This window comes from Flagellimonas marinaquae, assembly GCF_023716465.1.
Classification (GTDB): domain Bacteria; phylum Bacteroidota; class Bacteroidia; order Flavobacteriales; family Flavobacteriaceae; genus Flagellimonas; species Flagellimonas alginolytica.
This window is the reverse complement of the sequence record NZ_CP092415.1, coordinates 1030931-1054214: the sequence shown is the minus strand read 5'-3', so window position 1 is coordinate 1054214 and position 23284 is coordinate 1030931. Positions and strand designations below refer to the sequence as shown.

Below are 23284 nucleotides of genomic sequence, written 5' to 3'. Positions count from 1 at the left end.
TATGTCAGAAGTAGTTAAGCCAGTGAACGAGAAACAAGTTTTTGGGCATCCACAGGGATTGTTCTATCTCTTTTTTGCAGAGTTGTGGGAGCGTTTCAGTTTTTATGGAATGCGCGCCTTGCTTACACTCTACATGGTAGATGTAATTTTCGCCGCCTTAATGGAACGGGATTACGCTACCGCAGCAGTATATTCCTCCTATGGATCATTAGTGTACGCATCCACGGTAATTGGTGGTCGTATTTCCGATAGTATTCTTGGAATGCGCCGATCCATATTTCTTGGAGGCATTTTAATGTCCCTAGGGCATTTTGTGCTTGCCATTGAGAACGATGTCGCCTTTTTTATGGCCCTTTCCTTGATTATTGCAGGGAATGGCTTTTTTAAACCGAATATATCAACATTTGTAGGTTCTTTATATAAGGATGGAGACCCTAAGAAAGATTCGGGCTTCACCATTTTTTACATGGGGATCAATATAGGTGGATGGGTGGCGCCATTGCTTTGTGGATATTTGGCGGCCAAATATGGGTGGCACTATGGATTTGGATTGGCAGGAATAGGGATGCTTACCGGATTGATCGTTTTTTGGAGCGGAATCAAAAAAGGTGTTTTTGGCGATAAAGGACTCCCTCCAGAGAATGGAAATATAGAGAAAAAGGTTATGGGCCTAAAACAAGGCATAATGGTTCCAGTTTTGGCTTTTGCCTCGGTTCCCGTAATTGCTTATTTGTTGTCCTCTTACAAAGCATTGGGAGTAGAAGGTTCTTTTTTTGGAGACCAGAATATCGTAAATGTGATATTTAAACTAATTGGGTTCTCCATATTGGTATACTTGGGCTACATTATGTACAAAGCCACATTGGAAGAGCGTAAAAAGCTATTTGTAGCAGTGCTAATAACCTTCTTTATGACCATCTTTTGGGGTTTTCATGAACTTTCCGGAAGTGTGATCACACTTTTTGCCGCTAGAAATGTGGATTTGGAGGGGATTATGACCGCTTCACAGACCAATTCCTTAAATTCCATGTGGATCATAATTTTGGCCATTCCGATTTCTTTAATGTGGCAATGGTTGTCCAAAAAGAAACTTAACCCAAGAACGCCCTATAAGTTTGGTATGGGACTTTTGTTCGCAGGGGTCAGTTTTTATGTATTGGCCATTAGTGGTGCCAGTGCAAACGACAACGGATTTGTCCCCTTTACCTATTTATTGCTAATGTATTTCTTGATTTCGGTAGGTGAATTGTTCATGTCGCCCGTTGGACTTTCAAAAATTACGGACCTTTCACCAAAAAGGATAGTGGCCTTTATGATGGGGGTTTGGTTCCTGTCGTCTGCATTTGCATTTCAGGTAGTAGGGTTTATCGGTAAACAAATGGCGATAGAGAGCACCGATTCCGATATTAGTGGTTTTAGTACATTAAGTGTTTATACCGATGGATTTATGCTCATAGCCCAATATGCAATTGGAGCGGGAATTCTGGTTATAGTGGCTTCACCATTGATCAAAAAGTTGATGGGCAACGTGCATTAATTTAATTGAGCTTAAACGTATAAAATCCCTTTTCCCCCGTGTGGTGAAAAGGGATTTCTTTTTGTGCACAAGTCGCTTTCCATTTTTTTATCAAGCTTGGGTAGTTGCTCCCGTCCATAAAAATTTTTTTGGGTTGTACAGAGTCCAGAACCCGTTCCAGGTTAATTTTTGATGATTGAGTCAACAAAAGATACTCTGGCCTTGCTTTAATGGGCAGTACGGTGAGACTGTCCACCACGAACAATCTTTTAGAGCCAATTCGATAACTGTTCTTGAGCTGAACGGCACTCATTTTTTGAATCCGCTCTGCTAAGGAATAGTCCGTCGCTATATTTCCAATATTGAAAGTGTCCGAAGCGATAATAACGAGTGAATCTCCTAATTGATGCAGTAAAACCGTGTTTCTGGAGCGATGTGCCAAGGTTATTGTTTCCTTCTGATGTAACTCGACCTGTTTATAAATGCCCCATACTTGAAAAATGATAAGCCCACTGAAAAAAACAGCCATGGTTTTCCATTTGGGTTTGGATAAAAACAACACAAGAGCAGTAATGATCAAGTATCCCCAAATGAGTTGAAAAGAATCGAAAGGAATGTTTTTAATAATAAAACTCTCTTGTTTTGCCACCCATCCGACGGTGGCATTCATCAAGCGGATGATCCAATCAAAACCTTTGGCGATAATATTGGGCAAGAAGTCTATCAAAGCTAAAAAGATGACTAGGATACCAAAGCCCAAAATCAAACCCAGAAAAGGAACAACAAGTAAGTTGGTAACAAAAAATAAGGCCGGAAACTGATGGAAATAAAACAAACTGATAGGCAAAACACCCAATTGGGCAGCAACACTTACCGATAATAATTGCCATATTTTGCGGACCAGGATATTTTCAGGGAACCAAAACTTTTGCAATTTTGGGTAGATCCAAACAATGGAGAAAACAGCGGCATAGCTCATTTGAAAGCCTACCTGAAATAAAAACAAGGGCTTGACCAAAAGAATGAACAACATGGATAGCGCAATAATGTTAAAGGAATTGGTAGGACGATTTAGATACATCGCATACGCTACAAAAGAAAACATGGAAACAGCCCTGACAATGGAAGGAGAGAGCCCTGCAACAAAAGCATAGGACCATAGCAACAAAACTATAAGTAAAAGTTTTACGGTCTTACCTTTAGGTAAACGCTCCAAAGGCGAAAGCAAAAATTCCAATAAAAAGAGAAATATACCAACATGGAGCCCGGATACGGCCAAGATATGAACTGCTCCTGCGTTTTTGTAATTATCGTAGGTGTTCTCGGAAATGTCGTCCCGTTTTCCCAAAAGCAATGCTTGGATAACCCCCGATTCCTCTAGTCCAAAGTCGTATTTTTTTAATTTGGATATAATTTTTTCCCTAAAGTTGGCTGCTCTGCCGACCCAGGTTTTTGGAGCGTTCTCTTTTTTTATAATGGAGCTATAGTTGCTTTTGATGAAATGTACGATCCCTTGCTTTTCTAGATAGCTTTTGTAATCGAATTGATGGGGATTCAATGGAGGTCGGATTGACCTTGGTTTGGCATGGATCAAAAACTCATCATCAACCTGCAACTGCTTAGTTAGTGAGTCTACAGATAAACCGAAAAGTATGGTGCCGGTTGTTTGTTCGTTGTCCGAAGCAATGATTTGGGCGATATAATTGTGGGAAAAGGTATTGGGTTTGAGCACTTCCCTTACTTTTAGGTGCCATACTTTTTCCTTCGTAACATCCTTTTTGGAGTAATGGTGGGGCATGCCCTTGCCCATTGAAATTCCAACGACCCAAATTCCTAAACAAAAAGAGGTTAAAAATGTAAGCGCCTCAAAAAACGGGAGTCCATTGCGTTTTTGCTTTGCTCTTGCCCAGAAAAGGCCAATGGGCAATACGGATAGCGCAATGAGCAATAAAAAGGAGTTTACATCAATATAAAAACCAAAAATAATACCCAGTACAACCCACAATGTGAGTTTTACGGATATAAAGTTAAGTTGTTGCACTTATAGGATGCGCATGGCCTTTACAAAGGCACTGTTCCAGTATCCCTCCCGTAACGAGGATACCAGCACGCCGCGTGAGGTTGTGGCGTGGATAAACTTAATGTCGTTGCCCTTTACATCTACCACAAGCCCAACATGGTTGATGCGCTTGCCCGTTTTACTTGTTTTAAAAAAGAGCAGATCTCCTTTTTCCACACGGGCAATTTGTATTTTTTCTCCTTCCAGGGCCATTTGATACGATGTTCTGGGAAACATAATGTCGTTTTCCTTTAAGGAGACATAGACCAAGCCAGAGCAGTCCATGCCCTTTTTGGTGGTGCCCCCGTATTTGTAACGAGTGCCCGAATATGTTAGCGCCGTGGAAATAATTCTGTTTGCCTTTGCATTTTTACGCCCCTCCTTTTTGGATTTTGGTTTAGGGGAAGTGTCGGTGTTGGACCCCTCTACCGTAACGGTTCGGGTCTTGCTGTAGGTTCTTCGTTTTTTGCCCGGGCCACAAGCCATTATGGCAAAAAACAATAGTAAGATTATGGTTTTACGTAACATCCAAGAGTAGATTTACTTTCTTGGAATATAAAACTACACATTTTTCACAATTAATTGTGCAGCCAATTTACTGGCACCTTTACCGCCCAACTTTTCTTTTAGCAGTTTATAATCGGATAATATACGGTCGCGATCAGGTCCATTCACAATTTTTGAAAGCTCTTTTTTTAAGTTTTTTGTGGTCAGTTCATTCTGAATCAGTTCTTTGACCACTTCCTTTTTCATAATTAGGTTTACCAAAGAAATGTAATCGAGGGTAATAATACGTTTGGCAATTTGATAGGAGATCCAGTTTCCTTTGTAGCATACCACTTGAGGTATCCCAAAAAGCGCAGTTTCCAATGTAGCCGTTCCGCTAGTGACCATGGCGGCATGTGAGTGCTTTAAAAGCGTGTAGGTCTTGTTGGAAACGAACTGTACTTCGTCACCTTCTAAAAAAGGAGCGTAGAAATCGTTGGAAAGACTTGGTGCCCCCGCAATCACGAATTGATATTGATTAAAATCCTTTTTTACCGAAAGCATAACGTTCAACATTTTTTGGACCTCTTGTTTTCTGCTTCCCGGTAGCAAGGCGATTATCGGTTTTTTGGGATCTAATCCGTTTTCTTCTCTAAACGTTTGATTGTCCTGTAACGGGGTGTTCTCAATGGCATCGATCAAAGGGTGGCCGACAAATTGTACGGGATATCCATGTTTTTTCTCGTAAAACTCTTTTTCAAAAGGAAGGATTACGTACATCTGGTCAATATCCCGCTTTATTTTTTTGATCCTACCTTCTCTAGAAGCCCAAATTTGAGGCGAAATATAGTAGTTGGTTTTATATCCTTCAGCTTTGGCCCATTTTGCTATTCGTAGGTTAAAGCCCGAGAAATCGATAAATATGATCACATCTGGATCAAAATTCTGAATATCCTCTTTACAATAGGCAATATTTTTAAAAATGGCAGGGATGTTTTTGATTACTTCCAAAAACCCCATAAAGGCCATGTCCTTGTAGTGCTTGGCCAATTCTCCACCCTCTTGTTGCATTAAATCACCTCCCCAACATCGAATCTGTGCCGAGGTATCTTCTTTTTTTAAGGCTTTTATTAAATTGGAACCATGTAGATCCCCGGATGCTTCACCAGCTATGATATAATATTTCATTGGTAAGGATCAAATTCAAAAACTAAAGGCAAAAATCAAAAATTAATATCGATTAGTTTGGGTTGTATATAAAAGAGTTCTGTGTTTACCTAGCCCATAACTTTGTACATTAATATGATCAGGGCGGTAACCAGAGTGGCCAACATTACTCCTTTGGCCCGTTGGTCCCTCTTAATGCGCAAAAAGGCAAAAAAAGCAACAAGGTTTAAAACAGCGCCCAGTGCCAACAAACTGCCAATATGGCCTTGACTTATGGCGGCATTGATGGTTTCCCCAACACTTAAATCAGAAAATAATAGGATATAGAGCAGGGTGCCAAATGTGTTTGCAATGAGCCCGACTATAAATCCGATGATGATCTCTTTTTTATTGTTCATTTAAATTCCAGTTGTTTATTTGTGGTATGGCGTGGTGCGCTGTAAGGTCGAATTGTGTTGGCACTACGGAAATATAACCCTGTGCCAAGGCCCATTCGTCGGTGTCCTCACCCTTGTCCAGGAGCTCAAATTCGCCCGTAAGCCAATAATAATCCTTGCCCGATGGACTTGTTCTTTTATCAAATTCCTCTTTCCAATTGCCTCGTGCTTGTCGGCAAATCCGAATGCCTTTAGGCGGATTTTCCGATTTTGGAATGTTCACGTTCAATACGGTTCCTTTTGGAATTCCATTGGTCAATGCCTCGGAGACAATATTTTTTACACAATCGAGCGCTGGTTCAAAATTAGCGTTCCAAGAATAGTCGCACAGGGAGAAACCAATGGCCGGAATACCTTCAATACCTGCCTCAATGGCAGCGCTCATTGTTCCTGAATAAATAACATTGATAGATGAATTGGATCCATGGTTGATTCCGCTCACACAAATATCGGGCTTACGGTCCAAAATTACCCGAAGCGCCAATTTTACACAGTCTGCTGGAGTCCCGCTGCAGCTGTACTCACTTGGAGCACCTTCTTTATGATCAACTACCACCTTTTTGGAAAACAGGGTGCTGTCAACGGTAATCGCATGCCCCATGCCGCTTTGAGGGCTGTCCGGGGCAACAACGACCACGTCACCAAGTTGTTTCATGGTGCGTATCAATGCCCTGAGCCCAGGCGCTGTAATTCCATCATCATTGGTTACAAGAATCAACGGTTTTTCCATATGGCATAATTAAAGGCATAAAAATACGTTTTTCATAAGGATATGAAGCTCTGGTCGTTTAACAAAAAATTAAATTCAGCAGAAAGGACTGGCACGGTTTTTTCTGTATCTTAGAGAATTCATACAAGTAGAACGAAGGAAGACATTGTGAAGATTTGGCAGTATGAGGTCAAATGGTTTCCCTCAAAAAAAACATATTTATGAAAAAGAACTTCATCTTAGCACTTTTGGTTATCCTTGTGGCAGTAGCCTCCTGTAGTTTTACCAATAAGTCTTTTGAAAATGATGATAAGGATAAATTTTTATTGGAATTGATTTCCTATGTATTGGAAAAAGGACATTATGAGCCCAAGGACATCAACGATAATTTTAGTTCCAACGTTTTTGATGATTTTATCGACATCGTAGATCCTACCAAGAGATATTTTCTTCAGAGCGACTTGCGCGAATTTGAAAAATATCGGTTTATGATCGATGATGAGATCAGAAATACCGACATTACCTTTTTTAATGCCGTTTATCAACGGTTAATGGTTCGAATGGAAGAAGCCAAGGAAATTTACAACGAGGTGCTTTCCGAACCATTCGATTACACCATTGACGAAACCATAGAAATCGACTACGATAAACAAGAGTTTGCCTCGAGCAAAAAAGAACTCAAAGAACGTTGGAGAAAACAATTAAAGTACAACACCTTAAATATATTCGACAACAAAATAGACAACTTGATCAACGATGCCAACGATGTTGCCAGTACCGATGCAAAACCGGTGTTATCTTTCAACGACATACCAGGTACGGTGGACAAAGTAGCGGTTGAAGAAGAAGCGAGAGAAGTTACTAAGAATACTTTGGACGAGTTTTTTGATTTTGTGGATGATCTTGAGCGCAAGGACTGGTTTGTACAATATTTGAATACGATCGTAGAGGAATTTGACCCCCATACATTCTATTTTGCTCCAGAAGAAAAGGAGAAGTTCGATATAGGTATGTCTGGAAAGTTTGAAGGTATAGGGGCCAGATTGCAGAAAAAACCCGAAGGAGCCAAAATTGTAGAGATTATTTCCGGTGGTCCGGTTTGGAGAGACCAGAGTTTAGAGGTGGGAGATCAGATCTTAAAGGTTGGTCAAAAAGGAGAAGAACCTATAGATATAGTTGGTATGCGACTGGACGATGCCATAAAATTGATCAAAGGCCCCAAAGGCACCATAGTTGAACTTACCGTAAGAAAAGTAGATGGAACTATTGAAACGGTGTCCATTACAAGAGATGTGGTAGAGTTGGAGGAGTCCTATGCAAAATCCGCCACAATTGATGCCGGCAACCAAAAGTACGGTCTAATCAATCTACCTAAATTTTATGTGGATTTCGATGACTATTCCGAACGAAATGCAGCTACCGATGTAGCCAAGGAATTGGAACGTTTAAAAGAAGCAGGTGCAGAAGGAATTATTTTGGATTTACGGGACAATGGGGGTGGATCCCTAAAAACCGTTGTAGAAATGGCAGGATTGTTCATTAAAGACGGTCCAATTGTGCAAGTACGTTCCTCTGGACAAAGAAAAGAAGTGCATGAGGATAAGGACGAGCGCATTCAATGGGATGGTCCTTTAGTAATTCTGGTTAACGAACTTTCCGCATCGGCATCCGAAATATTGGCAGCGGCCATGCAGGACTACAAAAGGGCCGTGGTGATCGGCAGCAAACAAACTTTTGGTAAAGGAACTGTTCAAAACGTTATTCCTTTGGACCCAATTGTTAGAGGTAACGAACATGGTGATTTAGGTGCCATAAAATTGACCACCCAAAAATTCTATAGGATCAATGGAGGGTCTACCCAATTGGAAGGTGTAAAAAGTGACATTGTTGTTCCGGACAGATATAGCTATATCGATCTGGGCGAGCGCGATCAGCAAAATCCATTGGGCTGGGATAAAATCACACCTGCCGATTACAAGATATGGGACGGTTACATCGACTTGGACCAAGCAGTAAAGAACAGTAAAGAACGTATGGCCAAAAATGAGCAGATCAAGTTGATAGAAGAAAACGCCAAGTGGTTAAAAGAGCAACAGGATGAAAATTTGATCTCACTCAAATACGACGCTTACGTAGGGAAGGAACAAGAGGCCAAGAAACGCTCAGAACGTTTTAAAAGCTTAAAGGACTATGATTCAAAACTGTCCTTTGGCTCTTTGCAATACGAGACAGAGTTGTTTACCCAAGACTCCGTATTACGTGAGAAAAGGGATAGATGGCACAAGGATTTGGCACGTGATATCTATGTTGAGGAAGCAGTCAATGTGCTGAAAGATCTTCATCAAAACAATATTAAAAAAGAAGAAACAAAATTGGCCAGCGTTAAAGGATAGGCCCGATCAGTTTCAAATTATTTAGAAGACCAACTCATTTGAGTTGGTTTTTTTTATGCATTTTTGATGTCAAAATTTAAATCATAACTAACCTTTATGAAGGATAGAACTATATATGCCATTTTGATATCGGCATGTGTCATAGGATTTTGGCTATTCGATAATTTTTATACCCCTGCAACATATTCCCCTCCCGATGAAACGCCAAAGATTACTTTGGAATCCGACTTATTGCCAAGTTCAACCATGGGCGAAGTGGTACAGCATGCGTATTATGCCCTTTCTTATAGTGAACCTCATGAACAAGCGGAATGGGTAGCCTATACCTTAAAAAAAGAACACCTCACCTATGATGAGAGAAAGCGGCCATATTTTATAGAGGACCCCAAAGTAACATCCAAATCTGCGGATTGGCGAAACTATAAAGGTTCTGGTTACGATAGGGGGCATTTGTGTCCGGCAGGGGACAGGCGTTTTTCTGAACAGGCCTACAACGAAACTTTTTACACGAGCAATATTAGTCCGCAGGACAAGTATTTTAATGCGGGCATATGGAACCGATTAGAGCAGAAAGTACGCTATTGGTGTAAAAAATATGGCGATTTGATGGTGATTACGGGCGGTGTTCTCCAAAATGATCTTCCCCAAATTGGGGATGAGGATGTGGATGTGCCACGTACATTTTATAAAATCGTGGTCAGGTCCAATAAAGGAAAAATGGAACCGATCGCTTTTTTGATCCCAGCCAAAGAAACCAAAAAACCACTTCAACAATTTATAATATCCATTGATGAGATTGAAGCAAAAACCGGAATCGATTTTTTTCATGGGCAATCAAAAGATTGGCAACAAAAAATGGAAGCTACAATAGGAGATGCAGGGCAATGGAAACTTTAAATCCCGTCCTTTAAACGGTTGGAATCAAGCTTTAGAAATATGAACAGTAGCATGGTAAAAAATATTAAACCAGAACCGCCATAGCTAAAAAAGGGCAATGGTACCCCAATGGTTGGCAAAAGCCCTATGACCATACCAATATTTATAAAGTAGTGAAACACCAAAATGGAAATTACCCCATAGCCATACATCCGGCTAAAATCACTTTTTTGTCGCTCCGCAATGTAGATCAAGCGTAAAAAAAATAGGGAGAACAACAAGATAACCGCTGTAGTGCCCAAAAAACCCCATTCTTCGCCAACCGAACTAAAAATGTAATCGGTATGTTGTTCGGGAACAAAGTCGCCCTTGGTTCGGGTGCCCTCCAAAAATCCTTTTCCGGTAAAACCACCAGATTCGATGGCTTTTTCCGACTGATAGGTATTGTAGCCAATGGTCTTTCGGATTTCGTCCAGTTTGTCCTCATCTTTTTCCAAGCTCAACCATAGGGCAAATCGATCCCTGTGGCGCTGTTCAAAAACATTTTCAAAAACAAAGTTTACCGAGAGGGAAAACAATATGGAAACCGCAATAACGCCCACCACGGGCAATATTGGAATTTTTACAGATGCCTTTTTAAAGGTGTAGATGAGCAAGGTAAGTATGATCAGGCCAATGGCGACCCAAACCGTACCGAACATTAATGTAGTGGCAAAAAGCACCACGGCAAAAATTAATATACCTAAATAGTAAATTGGGAAACCTTCCCTGAACAGGACAAAGAACAGTGAAAAATAGATTAGGGAACTACCGGGGTCTGGTTGCGGCAAGATTAAAATTGCGGGCAAAAGAATAATGATCAACGCATATATTTGATGCTTGCCCGTTCGTATATCGGTCTGTATATCGCTTAAAAATTTGGCAAGGGCCAACGATGTGCCCACTTTGGCCAACTCGGACGGTTGCAGATTAAAAAAACCAAGATCGTACCAGGATGTGGCTCCGGCAATGGTTTTGCCAAATAAGAACAGTCCCAATAGCAGTACAATGCATACGATGTAAAAAATTGAGGCAAACCGTTCAAAAAAATGTGACTCCACAAACAGCACGAATATGATGCCCAAGGCGGCAAGGCCAATAAAAAACAGTTGTTTGCCGTAAAGCGTGGAAAAATCAAAAATGGAGGTGTGCGATTCTCCGACCGATGTTGAATAAATATTGATCCACCCGATCAAGACCAAAAGAGCGTAAAGAATTACGGTAACCCAATCCAAACGTCCAAATAGACCCTTACCAGACATACTCGTTTATCTTGAAAGGTTCGCCACTATATGGCTTGGCATATTCGTGTTCCAACGTTTTTTCCAACATTCTCTTTTCCAGGTCTTTTCGTGTTATCTCGCCTTTAAGGTATTTTTCTATCAGCAGCGAAGCTATGTGACCTGCGTAGCGAGAGCCATAGTAACCATTTTCGATATATACGGCCAAGGCAATTTGAGGGTTCTCCACGGGGGCAAAGGCAACAAAAACAGAGTGGTCCGTCAACTGCATTCTTTCTCCATCAACTCGTATAAAATTTTCTACGGTACCGGTTTTACCTGCTATTTCGATATCTGGAATTTTTACCCATCTTGCCGTTCCGTAATTGTAAACGTTTTTCATGCCTTCGATTACCGGCTCAAAATGTTTTCTATCTATGGTAGTGTACCGAGGTTCTGTAAATTTTGGGTCAATGGCCCCGTTGTTTCCAATGTTTTTAATAATGTGAGGGGTGTAAAAATATCCGCGGTTGGCAATGGCGGCCGTCATGTTGGCCAACTGTAAGGGCGTTGCGGCAATTTCTCCTTGCCCAATAGAGTTGGATATAATGGTTGATGCCGCCCATCTGCCGTCACCGTACCATTTGTCGTAATATTCCTTATCGGGTATTCGGCCAGGAGCACCAGTAGGTAGATCGGTGCCAAGAAAATTCCCAAGTCCAAAACTTTTCATGTGTTTTTCCCAAACATCCATACCCTCGTCGGTAGTTTGGTATTTATCGAATATTTTACGGAAAACACCGGCAAAGTATGCATTACAGGATTGATAAATACCGGAGTTCATATCTCTTACCCCGCCACCACAATGGCATCCTCTTAAAGTATTGCCCACATAAAACCCATGATAACATCGAAATTTGGTATTGGCATCGACAACCCCTTCCTGCAATCCTACAAGGGCATTTAGGGTTTTAAATGGTGATCCTGGTGATGGTTGTGCCAATATGGAACGGTCCCAAGTTGGTTTGGATATGGTGTCGTAGTGCAGTTTACTATAGTTTTTGGAACGCTTTCTGCCCACTAAAAGCGAGGGGTCGTAAGTGGGGCCGGAGATCATGGCCAAAATCTCGCCGGATTTAGGTTCAATGGCAACAATTCCCCCTCTTTTGCCGTGCATTAATTTTTCGCCATATTCTTGTAGGACCTTATCCAATGTAATATGGATTTCTTTGCCCTGCTCTGGCAATGTGTCCAATTTACCTTCCTTATACGGGCCAATATCACGGTTAAAACGGTCCTTTTGAATATGTTTTACTCCTTTTCTACCTCGCAATATTTCTTCGTACTGCTGTTCGATACCTGTTCTACCCTTTAATTCACCGGCAACATAATAAGGATTGTTCTTTAGGTCCCATTCGTTAACTTCGCTAATGTAACCGAGTACGTTGGCCGCACTTTTGGTATTGTAATAGCGCAGTGATCTTTTTTGGATATAGAAACCTGTGTAGTGGCGCATTTTTTCTTGGAGCCTGGCATAATCCTCTTTGGATAATTGAGGTACCAAAACAGAGGGCAATCTGGGAGAATAGATTCTTGCTTTTTCCATTTTGGACATAAATTCGGCCTTCTCAATGCCCAAAAGGCCACAAAATTCCAAAGTATCCAACGGTTTAACCTCTCGAGGAATCACCATTACATCATAAGCCGGTTGGTTTCCTACCAATAGTTTGCCGTGCCGATCGTAGATATAGCCTCTTTCGGGATAATCGTACACTTTTTTGATTGCCGGGTCATCCAAGATTTGATCGGGTGAAAACCGGAATAATTGCAAATAGGAAAGCCTACCGATAAAGGTGAATCCTATTAGTACAACAACGGATGATAACAATAACTTTTTCATGAACTGCCTAATGTTTTTTGGCTCTGTATATATGCAACGGAAAAAAAGTCGGTTTTATTCGGATCTTGGACTAAAAAGTGAACTGAACAGTATACAAAGTACTAAAGTTACAACACCTGTCACAAAAACGTTCTTCAAAATTAACAGGATATGGGCAATACTTAAAATTTCAAAGAAAAAGTATATCAAATGATGGATCAGTACCACTAAAGCCATAAAGGTGATGCGTTGGATCTTGGTCGTATTTTTAAAACTGAAATTTTGAAAATCGTAGTTTATACCAAAACAAAAGCGCATAACCGGCGGCCTTAAATAAGCTACGGTGGTAGAGGCCAAAGCATTAAGGGCAAGGGTGTCAGAAAAAATATCGATTGTTAGGCCCAACAAAAACGCAGTGAGCATAAACACGGCCCTGTTCACTTTAATAGGGTACCAATAAAAGAAGATAACGTACACCATGGGGTTGATAAAACCCAAGAAATTCAGATTGTTAAAAATGAGAACCTGTGTTAGGACCAACAATACAAATCTGAATATATTTATGATTACCGTATTGTTCATTCTATGGTTCTTGCCTCAAGTTCTTGAATCTCTTCTTTGTCCTTATTTTCGATCAGATAAACATTTTTGATGTTCGCCATGTCGCTGAAGAGTTCAACATCAATATTGTAAAAGCTCTTGGAATCGTTAAGGTCATATTTTTTTATGGTACCCACAGGAACGTTCTCTGGAAAAATACTCGACATACCTCCGGTTACAATAGTGTCCCCCACAACAAGAGGGACCAATCGAGGAATATCTACCAACTGCACCACGGTATAATCTTTGGCATCCCAGATCAGTGACCCAAAGTATTCTGTTCCCTTTATTTTTGCGTTGATGTTCGATTTTGTGTTCAATACACTTTGAACTGTTGCAAATTTATTGGAAACATTTTCTACAATGCCCAATATCCCATCGGTTGTGATGACACCCATGTCCTGGTGCACCCCATCCCGAGCACCCTTGTCTATAGTTACATAGTTTCTTGGGGAAATATAACTGTTCTTTATCAATTTGGCGCTGAGCACTTCGTGTTGCATTTCGGTCGAATCCAAAGATGCTGTTATGGTGTCGCTGATCGAATTGAACAACAACTTGCGCAACCGTCTGTTTTCATCTACCAGTCTGGAATTTTCGTCCTTCAGATTAAAATAGGAGGAAACGTCCGAACCAGCTCCATAAATGCTGCCGGTGACCCACTTGGATGAATTGAAAAACTTGGATTGATGGTACGAATGTGATCTAATGGTCATCACCAAAGAAATAAACGCAAAAAACGCATATAAAAATGCGTTTCGATAGCGTAGTACAAAATTGATGATGCGTTGCATGCAATCGTATGTTACTCAGGTTGAATACCTTTAAAATAATGGAACTGTTTTAAAAACAGGCCTATTTTATTAAAATACTTTTGTATCGTTCAATATTTTTGAGAGCAATTCCTGTTCCTCTTACCACAGCCCTTAAGGGATCTTCGGCAATGTATACCGGTAAATCTGTTTTTTGGGACAATCTTCTATCCAGTCCTCGGAGCATGGAACCGCCACCTGCTAGATAAATTCCGGTATTGTAAATATCGGCTGCCAGTTCTGGTGGGGTCTGGGACAAGGTTTCCATAACCGCATCCTCTACCCTAAGGATACTTTTGTCCAGCGCCTTGGCGATTTCCCTATAAGAAACGTGCACTTGTTTTGGTTTACCGGTCAATAGGTCACGCCCTTGAATGGATTTATCCTCTGGCGGCGACTTTAGGTCCTCTGTAGCGGAACCAATTTCAATTTTTATGGCCTCTGCCGTACTTTCACCAACATATAGGTTGTGCTGGGTACGCATGTAATAAATGATGTCGTTGGTAAACACATCTCCGGCGATTTTTACCGACTTGTCACAAACTATCCCTCCAAGGGCAATAACGGCAATCTCCGTAGTACCCCCGCCTATATCCACTATCATATTTCCTTTGGGCTGCATTATGTCCAGTCCAATACCTATGGCCGCAGCCATGGGCTCGTGGATCAAGTATACCTCTTTTCCATTTACACGTTCTGCGGATTCACGTACTGCACGCATTTCCACTTCGGTAATCCCGGAAGGTATACAGATAACCATTCGAAGAGCCGGTGGAAACCATTTTTTCTTAAGGGCCGGAATGCTTTTGATCATCATGTTCATCATCTTCTCCGAAGCGTCGAAGTCGGCAATTACCCCGTCTTTCAATGGCCGAATGGTCTTGATGTTCTCATGGGTCTTTCCCTGCATCATATTGGCTTCGCGACCAACCGCGATTATTTTTCCTGATACGCGGTCCCTAGCTACAATGGAAGGACTATCGACCACCACTTTGTCCATATGGATGATCAGGGTGTTTGCAGTACCAAGGTCAATAGCTATTTCCTCGGTCATGAAATCAAAGAATCCCATAGAAATTGTCTGTTTTTCGGATTAACGGTAAAAAATTATCGGCTAAAGTACTAAAATTAATGTTTAAAATGCCTAGTACCAGTCATCACCATCGCCAATCCGTTTTCATTGCAGTAATCAATGCTCAATTGATCCTTTATGGAGCCGCCAGGTTGAATCACACTTTTAATGCCTGCTTTGTCCGCAATCTCTACACAGTCCGGGAAAGGAAAAAATGCATCGCTGGCCATTACGGCACCATCTAGATCAAAATCAAAGGACTTTGCTTTGTGTATCGCTTGGTTAAGAGCATCGACTCTTGAGGTTTGGCCCGTACCGCTGGCACATAATTGCCTGTTCTTGGCCAAAACTATGGTATTGCTCTTGGTGTGTTTGCATAATTTGGAAGCAAAGATCAAATCCTCTATTTCTTCGGAAGTGGGTTTTTTGTCGGTAACAGGATTCAGATCTTCTTTAGTATCGGTTTTGGAATCTTTATCCTGGACCAAAACGCCGTTCAAACAGGTTCTTACCAAAGTTTCAGGCAATTCAATTTCGTTTTGGATCAAAATAATCCTGTTTTTCTTGCCTTTCAAAATCTCCAAGGCCTCATTGGAATAGCTTGGGGCAATAACCACTTCGCAGAATAGCTTGTGGATTTCTTCTGCCGTTGCTGAGTCTATCTCCACATTGGAGATTAAAATTCCGCCAAAAGCTGAAACTGGGTCGCCGGCCAAGGCATCCACATAGGCCTGTTTAATGGTGTTTCTTGTGGCCAAACCACATGCATTGTTGTGCTTTAGAATGGCAAAAGTGGGGTCATCATTTTTAAATTCACCCATTAAATTTACCGCGGCATCCACGTCCAAAAGGTTATTGTAGGATAGTTCCTTGCCGTGCAACTTGGTGAACATGGCGTCAAAGTCGCCAAAGAAATATCCTTTTTGGTGGGGATTCTCGCCGTAGCGCAAAACCTGGCCTTTGGTCTCGCTAATCTTCAGTACGGTTTCTTCTTTTTCTTGGTTGAAGTAATTGAAGATAGCAGAATCGTAATGCGAAGAAACATTAAAAGCTTTGGTCGCAAAGCGTTTACGGTCTTCCAAAGTGGTATTTCCCTTGCCTTCGGTGATTACATGTAAAAAGTCTTCGTAATCTTCCATGGAAGATACACAAAGTACATCTTTAAAGTTTTTGGCGGCTGCCCTGATCAAGGAAATCCCGCCTATATCGATTTTTTCGATGATGTCCTGTTCCGATGCTCCACTGGCAACGGTTTTTTCAAAAGGATAAAGGTCTACGATTACAATGTCCAATTGGGGAATGTCAAATTCCTTCATTTGTGAAACATCACTGTCGTTGTCCTGTCTGTTCAAAATACCGCCGAATACCTTTGGGTGCAATGTTTTTACGCGACCTCCCAAAATTGAGGGGTAACTGGTAACATCTTCAACGGGTACCACATCGATACCGAGATCACGGATAAACTTTTCGGTTCCTCCGGTAGAATATAGGGTTACTCCCAATTCATCCAATTTTTTTACAATAGGTTCCAATCCGTCCTTATGGAATACGGAAATCAATGCAGAGGTGGCTTTTTTTGCGGTGCTCATGAGTGTCTTAAAAATCGATTTTTAAGCAAGCAAAAGTACTCGATTTAGCCTTAAAAAACAGTATGGTTTATCAACAAAATTGGGAAGTTTTACAGAATTTTGGCCACTTCGGCGTTGATGAATTCCAAAAAGTGTTCGTCCTCTGCAGTAAATGGATCCAATGTGTTGGAGTCAATATCGATCTGACCTACATTTTCCCCGTTTACAAACAAAGGAACAACTATTTCCGATTTTACGGTTATGCTACATGCAATGTAGTTGTCCTGGGCGGCTACATCGGGTACAACAAAGTTTTTGTTACTTTCTGCCACTTGTCCGCAAATACCTTTTCCAAATGGGATTGTAGTGTGGTCTGTGGGAGCACCGGCATAAGGTCCAAGTTTTAGTTCCCTCTTGTCGCCATTCTTAAAATAAAACCCTACCCAATCGTAATGGTCCACATTACTCCGTAAAAGTTCGCATATCTCCTCTAGTCGGTTATCTACGGTTTTGTCTCCGTTTTGGATAATTTCAAGCACTTTTGGCCCCAATGATGTTAGCATGATATTTTTTTTGCAAATGTATTCAATTGTATATTGGTCCGTTAATGGAATATAAACTTACTTCTATAAAAGGGATAAACTTTTGTTAATACAACCAAGTAAAAATTAGAATTTGTATTTTTGTTGATTGATGAAAAAGGTTTTTTCACAAATAATATCTTTGGTCATGGCCGTTTTGGTTCTTGCTTCTACAGTCTCGTGGACGGTGGACAAGCACCTTTGTATGGGCCGTGTTATGGACATTTCCTTTTTTGCCCATGCGGAGGACTGTGGTATGGAATCTGCCATTGCCACTTTAGACTCAGAAGATTACCAAAACCCATGTTGTGAGGATGAATCCTTTACCATAGAAGGTCAAGATCATCTTAAATTGACGTGGAGCGACCTTGACTTGGACCATCAGGTATTTTTGGTGGCATTTACGCAGTCTTACATCGATCTTTTTGTTCCGTTGGAGAAACTTCCTGTTCCCAACGAAAAATACCCACCACCCATTTTGATCAGGGATATTCATGTTCTTGATCAGGTCTTTTTAATTTGATTTTTTTGAATTACCACCGTTAACCCGTCTCAATTTTGATTCGGGCGCAACATGTGTTGCTTAATTAGTTCTAATTCAATTAAATCCAATTAATGAAAAAATATTTGATCATTTTATGTTGTCTTCCATTTATGGCTAAGGCCCAAGACACTGTTCAGGGTATGGTAATGGAAGCCAATCCCGAAAACAAACATCTGGGTCTCCCAGGTGCCAATGTATACTGGCTGGGCTCTCCCATTGGGACTATGACCCTGGAGGATGGTACTTTTTCCATTCCTTATTCCAAAGAGTACAATAAGCTTGTTATCAGTTTTGTGGGCTTTCAGTCGGACACTTTGACCGTTAACGGTCCAAAAAGCATACATCACTGGTTAAAGCCTTCGAATGCACTGGACGAAGTCGTGGTAGAGCAAAAGAAGGAGGCCGTGCAGAAAACCTTCTTTTCCGCACAAAATGTAGTTACTGTAAATAGCGCGGAACTCTTAAAGGCGGCTTGCTGTAATCTTTCGGAAAGTTTCGAAACAAATCCAGCTATCGATGTCAACTTCAACGATGCGCTAACAGGTACCAAGCAGATTCAAATGTTGGGGCTAACCAGCCCTTATTTGTTGATCACACAGGAGAATATTCCTATGGTGCGCGGTGCATCCCAATCCTTTGGCCTTACGTTTACACCAGGAACTTGGGTGGAAAGTATCCAAATAACCAAAGGGGCCGGAAGTGTGGTCAACGGGTATGAAAGTATTTCGGGACAAATCAATACAGAGCTCCAAAAACCACTCACCGATGTTCCCATTTTTGTGAATGGTTACGCTAATTTAAATGGTAGGTTGGAGCTGAACACACATTTGAACACCACCTTGTCGGATAAATGGAGTACAGGATTGTACATTCATGGTAATCGCAGGGATTCCGAGGTAGATAACAACGATGATGGCTTTTTGGACAATCCCTTATCCAATCAAATCAATATTATGAACCGCTGGCAGTATCAAGATTTGGAAAAGGGATGGGTTAGTTTTATCAATGTCCGATATTTGAGTGATGAAAAGCAGATAGGGCAAACGGGGTTTGATCCAGATACGGATAAATTTACCACAAATGCATGGGGAAGCGAGATTGATACAGAGCGTTTTGATGGTTCTGTGAAACTTGGCTATGTGTTTCCGGAAATGCCGTTCCAGAGTTTTGGTTTCCAAGCGTCCTATAGTCATCATGCACAAGACTCTTATTATGGTTTCAATACCTACGATATTGATCATGAAAGCATCTATTCCAACCTAATGTTCAACTCCATCATAGGAAATACAAAGCATAAATTTAAAACAGGGGTTTCTTTTGCTTATGATGGTTACGATGAATTGGTGAATGGAAATGTATTTGCGCGATCCGATCGTTCTGCCGGGGCATTTTTTGAATATAGTTACACCAATTTGGCCAAGTTGAGTCTTACTGCAGGAGCAAGATTTGATACGCACAATAGACTTGGAAATTTTTTCACGCCTAGGCTTCATGTGCGCTACACACCTTGGGAAAATGGAAGTTTTCGAGGTTCCTTTGGTATTGGTAGGCGTGCTGCCAATATTTTTGCCGAGAACCAGAGAATGTTCGCTTCTTCCAGAACCATACAGTTAAATGGAAATGGTGGTGATATTTATGGTTTTGATGCCGAAAAAGCGGTTAATTATGGTTTGAGCTTTATTCAAAAGTTTAAATTGTTCGATAGGCCTGGGGATTTCAGCGTTGATTTTTACAGAACCGATTTCGACAATCAAATTGTGGTGGATTGGGAGAATCCGAGGGAAGTAAAATTTACCAATCTAGATGGTGATAGCTACGCAAACAGCTTGCAAGTGGAGCTGAACCACAGGGTGCTGCCCAATGTGGAAGTGCGAACGGCGTATAAGTTCTACGATGTAAAAACGGAGTACCAAACAGGATTGCAGCAAAAACCATTACAGGCAAGGCATCGTTTCTTTACAAATGTGGGGTACAATACCCAGCCTAAGGAAAATGGTTCGCAATGGCGGTTCGATTATACCTTTAATTTATTGGGGGAACAACGTTTGCCAAGTACAGCGGCCAATCCAATGGAGTATAGATTGGGAGAGTTTGCCGATGGTTATAGTTTGATGAATGCCCAGATTACCAAAGTGTTCTCGGACAAGTTCGAAATTTATGTTGGAGGTGAGAATTTAACTAATTTTAGACAGTACAATGCCGTTTTGGGAGCAGATGACCCTTTTGGCAATTATTTTGATACCACTATAGTTTATGCCCCTATTTTTGGGCGAATGCTCTATACGGGCTTTAGATTTAAAATTTAATTCGTAACACATTATACCATGAAAAAAGGAATCACAGTATTCGTAATTATGCTCATCTCCGTTGTGGGATTTGCTCAGGACAAAAACAAGAAAATGACATTCGAGGTCGATGGAAAGTGCGAAATGTGCAAAATGCGCATCGAAAAGGCCGCTTTGGACGTATCCGGAGTAAAATATGCAACTTGGGATGTGGCCTCCCACCAATTGTCGTTGGTAATGGACGAAAGAAAAACCAATAGTATGAAAATAAAGTCCGCCATTGCTGCCGTGGGTCATGATACAAAAGAATTAAAAGCGACTCAAGAAGCTTATGATGCGGTACATCCTTGTTGTAAATACAGAGAAGATAATACGGACGACAGTTCAACCCACAAAAAACACCATCGCTAATGCAGCATACGTATTCCATAAAGGGAATGACCTGTAATGGCTGTGCATCTTCCGTACAAGAACAACTTTCTAAAGTGGAAGATGTGCAGGATGTGCAGGTGGACCTGGAGAAGGCGGAAGCAACCATTACCATGTCCCGGCATGTTTCAATGCAAAAACTTGAAGCTGCCCTTTCCGATAAGTATGCCATTGGTGACAAAGAGGAAAATCATACAACAATGGATGCACCAATGGAAAAGTCCAAATGGGAACAATTAAGACCCTTGTTTTTGATTTTTGCGTATTTGTTCGCGGCGGCCATTTTGTTGAATTACCAGAATTGGAGTTTCAATAACGCCATGCTTGATTTTATGGGCTTGTTTTATATTGTATTCAGTTTTTTTAAGTTTTTGGATCTTAAAGGTTTTCCGGAAAGTTTTAGAATGTACGATCCATTGGCCAAGGCTGTGCCTTTTTATGGAAAAATGTATCCGTTTTTGGAATTGGCACTGGGACTACTTTTTTTAATGAGAGTTCAAATACCACTTGCTTTGATTTTGACCATTGTAATTTTGGGAATCACTACCTATGGGGTAACCAAATCTTTGTTGGATAAAAAAAGTATCCGCTGTGCGTGTTTGGGAACCGCGTTGAACCTGCCCATGACCGAGGCAACTTTCATAGAAAACGCTATAATGTTGGTGATGGCAGTAAGTATGTTGCTTCAATTTTAGTTAATGTTTAGCCAAATAAGATCGGCGGATTCAAAACTGAGATACATTTACTTCGGTTTTTAATATATTGACTGATGAAACAAGCAAAGTCAAATGGAAAGTCAGCTCCAGCAAAAGCAATAAAGCCTGCTGCTAAGAAGACTGCCCAAGCTACTGGTAAAAAGAAGTAACTTGGTTTAGGCTCTCACGGAGAGCTATTTATCTGAACAAGAAAAAAACGCCCCGATTTGCATCGGGGCGTTACTATTATATTGGGATGTTTGATGATCTTACATCATGCCGGGCATACCGCCACCACCTCCCATTGGAGGCATTGCAGGGGCATCTTCCTTAATATCGGTCAATGCACACTCGGTGGTCAAGATCATTCCGGCCACAGATGCAGCGTTCTCCAAGGCAATACGGGTTACTTTTTTAGGATCGATGATTCCTGCTTTGAGCATATCCACGTATTGATCGGATTTGGCATCATAACCGTAATCTTTTTTGCCTTCCAATACTTTGGAGATAACCACAGATCCTTCACCACCTGCGTTCTCTACAATGGTACGTAGTGGGGCTTCGATAGCTTTTGCTACAATTTGTACACCAGTGGTTTCGTCCAAAGAATCGGTTGCCAGTTTTTCGAGCACTTTTTTGGCTCTTACCAGGGCAACACCACCACCGGCAACAATTCCTTCCTCGACGGCGGCACGTGTGGCATGTAGAGCATCGTCCACACGGTCTTTTTTCTCTTTCATTTCCACTTCGGAAGCGGCACCAACGTATAGTACGGCAACACCGCCGGCCAATTTGGCCAAACGTTCTTGCAGTTTTTCTTTGTCGTAATCAGACGTAGTGGTCTCGATTTGGGCTTTGATCTGTCCAACTCTAGCTTTTATGTCTTGTGCGTTTCCGTTTCCGTTTACAATGGTCGTATTGTCTTTGTCAATGGTTACGGTCTCGGCAGTGCCCAACATGTCCAACGAGGCATTTTCCAAAGAGAAACCTCTTTCTTCTGAGATAACCGTACCACCGGTCAAGATGGCAATATCTTCCAACATGGCCTTTCTTCTGTCTCCAAATCCGGGAGCCTTTACAGCGGCAATTTTAAGTCCACCTCTCAATTTGTTCACTACCAAAGTGGCTAGGGCTTGGCCCTCAACATCTTCGGCGATGATCAAGAGTGGTCTTCCGGATTGTGCTACGGGTTCAAGAATGGGAAGAATTTCCTGTAAGTTGGAGATTTTCTTGTCAAAAAGGAGGATGTAAGGATTCTCCAGATCAGCGATCATTTTATCGGTATCGGTAACAAAGTATGGCGATAGGTATCCTCTATCGAACTGCATACCTTCCACTACGTCCACGTAGGTGTCGGTACCTTTGGCCTCCTCTACGGTGATCACACCTTCTTTGCCTACTTTGCCGAATGCTTTGGCGATCAAATCACCAATGGTATCATCGTTATTGGCAGAGATCGAAGCTACTTGCTTGATCTTGTCGGAGTTGTTGCCTACTTCCTTGGTTTGTTTTTCTAGGTCGGCCACCAAGGCTTCAACAGCTTTGTCGATACCTCTTTTCAAATCCATTGGGTTGGCACCAGCGGCAACATTTTTTAGCCCTTCTTTTACGATAGCTTGGGCCAAAACCGTTGCAGTAGTGGTACCGTCACCTGCTTGATCGTTGGTTTTGGAAGCAACTTCCTTCACCATTTGTGCACCCATGTCTTCAAGGGCGTCTTCCAATTCGATTTCTTTTGCTACGGAAACACCATCTTTGGTTACTTGGGGCGCACCAAAAGATTTACTGATGATAACGTTTCTACCTTTTGGCCCCAAGGTTACTTTTACAGCCTCGGCCAATTTATCAACGCCACGTTTAAGTCCGTCACGTGCTTCAATATCAAACTTAATATCTTTTGCCATTTCTTTCTAGTTG

General features: G+C 41.4%; 20 protein-coding genes. 7 read left to right on the top strand and 13 right to left on the bottom strand.

Translation table 11 applies throughout. From position 1 onward, the window contains the following. Position 1 precedes the first annotated feature (1 nt). Positions 2-1537 carry a peptide MFS transporter gene (locus tag MJO53_RS04800; RefSeq protein ID WP_252080671.1) on the top strand — a complete coding sequence of 512 codons (1536 nt, stop codon included), beginning with the start codon at positions 2-4 and terminating at the stop codon, positions 1535-1537. Position 1538: 1 nt separating this feature from the next. On the opposite strand, the gene MJO53_RS04795 is transcribed toward MJO53_RS04800, so the two are convergent. From MJO53_RS04795 to surE, 5 genes are all read right to left on the bottom strand, one after another. Further along, the gene (locus MJO53_RS04795) at positions 1539-3557 is read right to left on the bottom strand and encodes a ComEC/Rec2 family competence protein (RefSeq protein WP_252080670.1); all 2019 of its coding nucleotides are present in this window, start codon (positions 3555-3557) and stop codon (positions 1539-1541) included. Then, positions 3558-4103 (bottom strand): C40 family peptidase, encoded by a 546-nt coding sequence (locus tag MJO53_RS04790; RefSeq protein WP_252080669.1) that lies wholly within the window; start codon positions 4101-4103, stop codon positions 3558-3560. It abuts the gene before it with no gap. A 33-nt stretch (positions 4104-4136) separates the two neighbouring features. Beyond that, a complete protein-coding gene (gene lpxB, locus MJO53_RS04785) occupies positions 4137-5249 on the bottom strand; it encodes a lipid-A-disaccharide synthase (protein ID WP_252080668.1) in 1113 nt (370 codons plus the stop codon). Between the two features lie 89 nt (positions 5250-5338). Further along, positions 5339-5626 (bottom strand): hypothetical protein, encoded by a 288-nt coding sequence (locus MJO53_RS04780; protein WP_224836359.1) that lies wholly within the window; start codon positions 5624-5626, stop codon positions 5339-5341. Further along, entirely contained in the window at positions 5616-6395 is a 780-nt protein-coding gene (gene surE, locus MJO53_RS04775) for a 5'/3'-nucleotidase SurE (RefSeq protein ID WP_252080667.1), read from the bottom strand. The genes MJO53_RS04780 and surE overlap by 11 nt, the downstream gene beginning before the upstream one ends. Positions 6396-6595: 200 nt before the next feature. On the opposite strand from surE, the gene MJO53_RS04770 reads away from it, so the two are divergent. Together MJO53_RS04770 and MJO53_RS04765 are read left to right on the top strand one after the other, a co-directional pair. Beyond that, positions 6596-8767: a carboxy terminal-processing peptidase gene (locus tag MJO53_RS04770; protein WP_224836361.1), complete on the top strand. Its 2172-nt coding sequence runs from the start codon at positions 6596-6598 to the stop codon at positions 8765-8767. A gap of 96 nt (positions 8768-8863) precedes the next feature. After that, the gene (locus MJO53_RS04765) at positions 8864-9664 is read left to right on the top strand and encodes a DNA/RNA non-specific endonuclease (protein WP_252080666.1); all 801 of its coding nucleotides are present in this window, start codon (positions 8864-8866) and stop codon (positions 9662-9664) included. On the opposite strand, the gene rodA is transcribed toward MJO53_RS04765, so the two are convergent. The 7 genes from rodA to MJO53_RS04730 form a co-directional block, all read right to left on the bottom strand. Beyond that, positions 9661-10944: a rod shape-determining protein RodA gene (rodA, locus tag MJO53_RS04760; RefSeq protein WP_224836363.1), complete on the bottom strand. Its 1284-nt coding sequence runs from the start codon at positions 10942-10944 to the stop codon at positions 9661-9663. The genes MJO53_RS04765 and rodA overlap by 4 nt on opposite strands. Then, positions 10934-12802 carry a peptidoglycan D,D-transpeptidase FtsI family protein gene (locus tag MJO53_RS04755; RefSeq protein ID WP_252080665.1) on the bottom strand — a complete coding sequence of 623 codons (1869 nt, stop codon included), beginning with the start codon at positions 12800-12802 and terminating at the stop codon, positions 10934-10936. Before MJO53_RS04755 ends, rodA begins: the two co-directional genes overlap by 11 nt. Before the next feature lie 54 nt (positions 12803-12856). After that, positions 12857-13363, bottom strand: a complete 507-nt coding sequence (locus MJO53_RS04750; RefSeq protein WP_252080664.1) for a rod shape-determining protein MreD — start codon at positions 13361-13363, stop codon at positions 12857-12859. Next, positions 13360-14175, bottom strand: a complete 816-nt coding sequence (gene mreC / locus MJO53_RS04745) for a rod shape-determining protein MreC (protein ID WP_252080663.1) — start codon at positions 14173-14175, stop codon at positions 13360-13362. The genes MJO53_RS04750 and mreC overlap by 4 nt, the downstream gene beginning before the upstream one ends. Before the next feature lie 61 nt (positions 14176-14236). Next, positions 14237-15265, bottom strand: coding sequence for a rod shape-determining protein (locus MJO53_RS04740; RefSeq protein ID WP_224836367.1), 1029 nt, complete (start codon positions 15263-15265; stop codon positions 14237-14239). Between the two features lie 56 nt (positions 15266-15321). Further along, positions 15322-16854, bottom strand: a complete 1533-nt coding sequence (purH, locus tag MJO53_RS04735; RefSeq protein ID WP_252080662.1) for a bifunctional phosphoribosylaminoimidazolecarboxamide formyltransferase/IMP cyclohydrolase — start codon at positions 16852-16854, stop codon at positions 15322-15324. Positions 16855-16943: 89 nt separating this feature from the next. Further along, positions 16944-17396, bottom strand: coding sequence for a GAF domain-containing protein (locus MJO53_RS04730; RefSeq protein WP_252080661.1), 453 nt, complete (start codon positions 17394-17396; stop codon positions 16944-16946). 130 nt (positions 17397-17526) lie between these two features. Here MJO53_RS04730 and MJO53_RS04725 point away from each other — a divergent pair, with 130 nt between their 5' ends. The 4 genes from MJO53_RS04725 to MJO53_RS04710 all read left to right on the top strand — a co-directional run bounded on the left by MJO53_RS04725 (position 17527) and on the right by MJO53_RS04710 (position 21367). Continuing rightward, positions 17527-17937, top strand: coding sequence for an HYC_CC_PP family protein (locus tag MJO53_RS04725; protein ID WP_252080660.1), 411 nt, complete (start codon positions 17527-17529; stop codon positions 17935-17937). A gap of 92 nt (positions 17938-18029) precedes the next feature. Next, positions 18030-20264, top strand: coding sequence for a TonB-dependent receptor (locus MJO53_RS04720; protein WP_252080659.1), 2235 nt, complete (start codon positions 18030-18032; stop codon positions 20262-20264). 18 nt (positions 20265-20282) lie between these two features. Further along, complete coding sequence (locus MJO53_RS04715) at positions 20283-20654, top strand: heavy-metal-associated domain-containing protein (protein WP_224836372.1); 372 nt, start codon at positions 20283-20285, stop codon at positions 20652-20654. Further along, the gene (locus tag MJO53_RS04710; RefSeq protein ID WP_224836373.1) at positions 20654-21367 is read left to right on the top strand and encodes a heavy-metal-associated domain-containing protein; all 714 of its coding nucleotides are present in this window, start codon (positions 20654-20656) and stop codon (positions 21365-21367) included. Before MJO53_RS04715 ends, MJO53_RS04710 begins: the two co-directional genes overlap by 1 nt. Before the next feature lie 269 nt (positions 21368-21636). Here MJO53_RS04710 and groL read toward each other — a convergent pair whose 3' ends face one another. Next, positions 21637-23271, bottom strand: a complete 1635-nt coding sequence (groL, locus tag MJO53_RS04705) for a chaperonin GroEL (protein WP_252080658.1) — start codon at positions 23269-23271, stop codon at positions 21637-21639. Positions 23272-23284 lie beyond the last annotated feature (13 nt).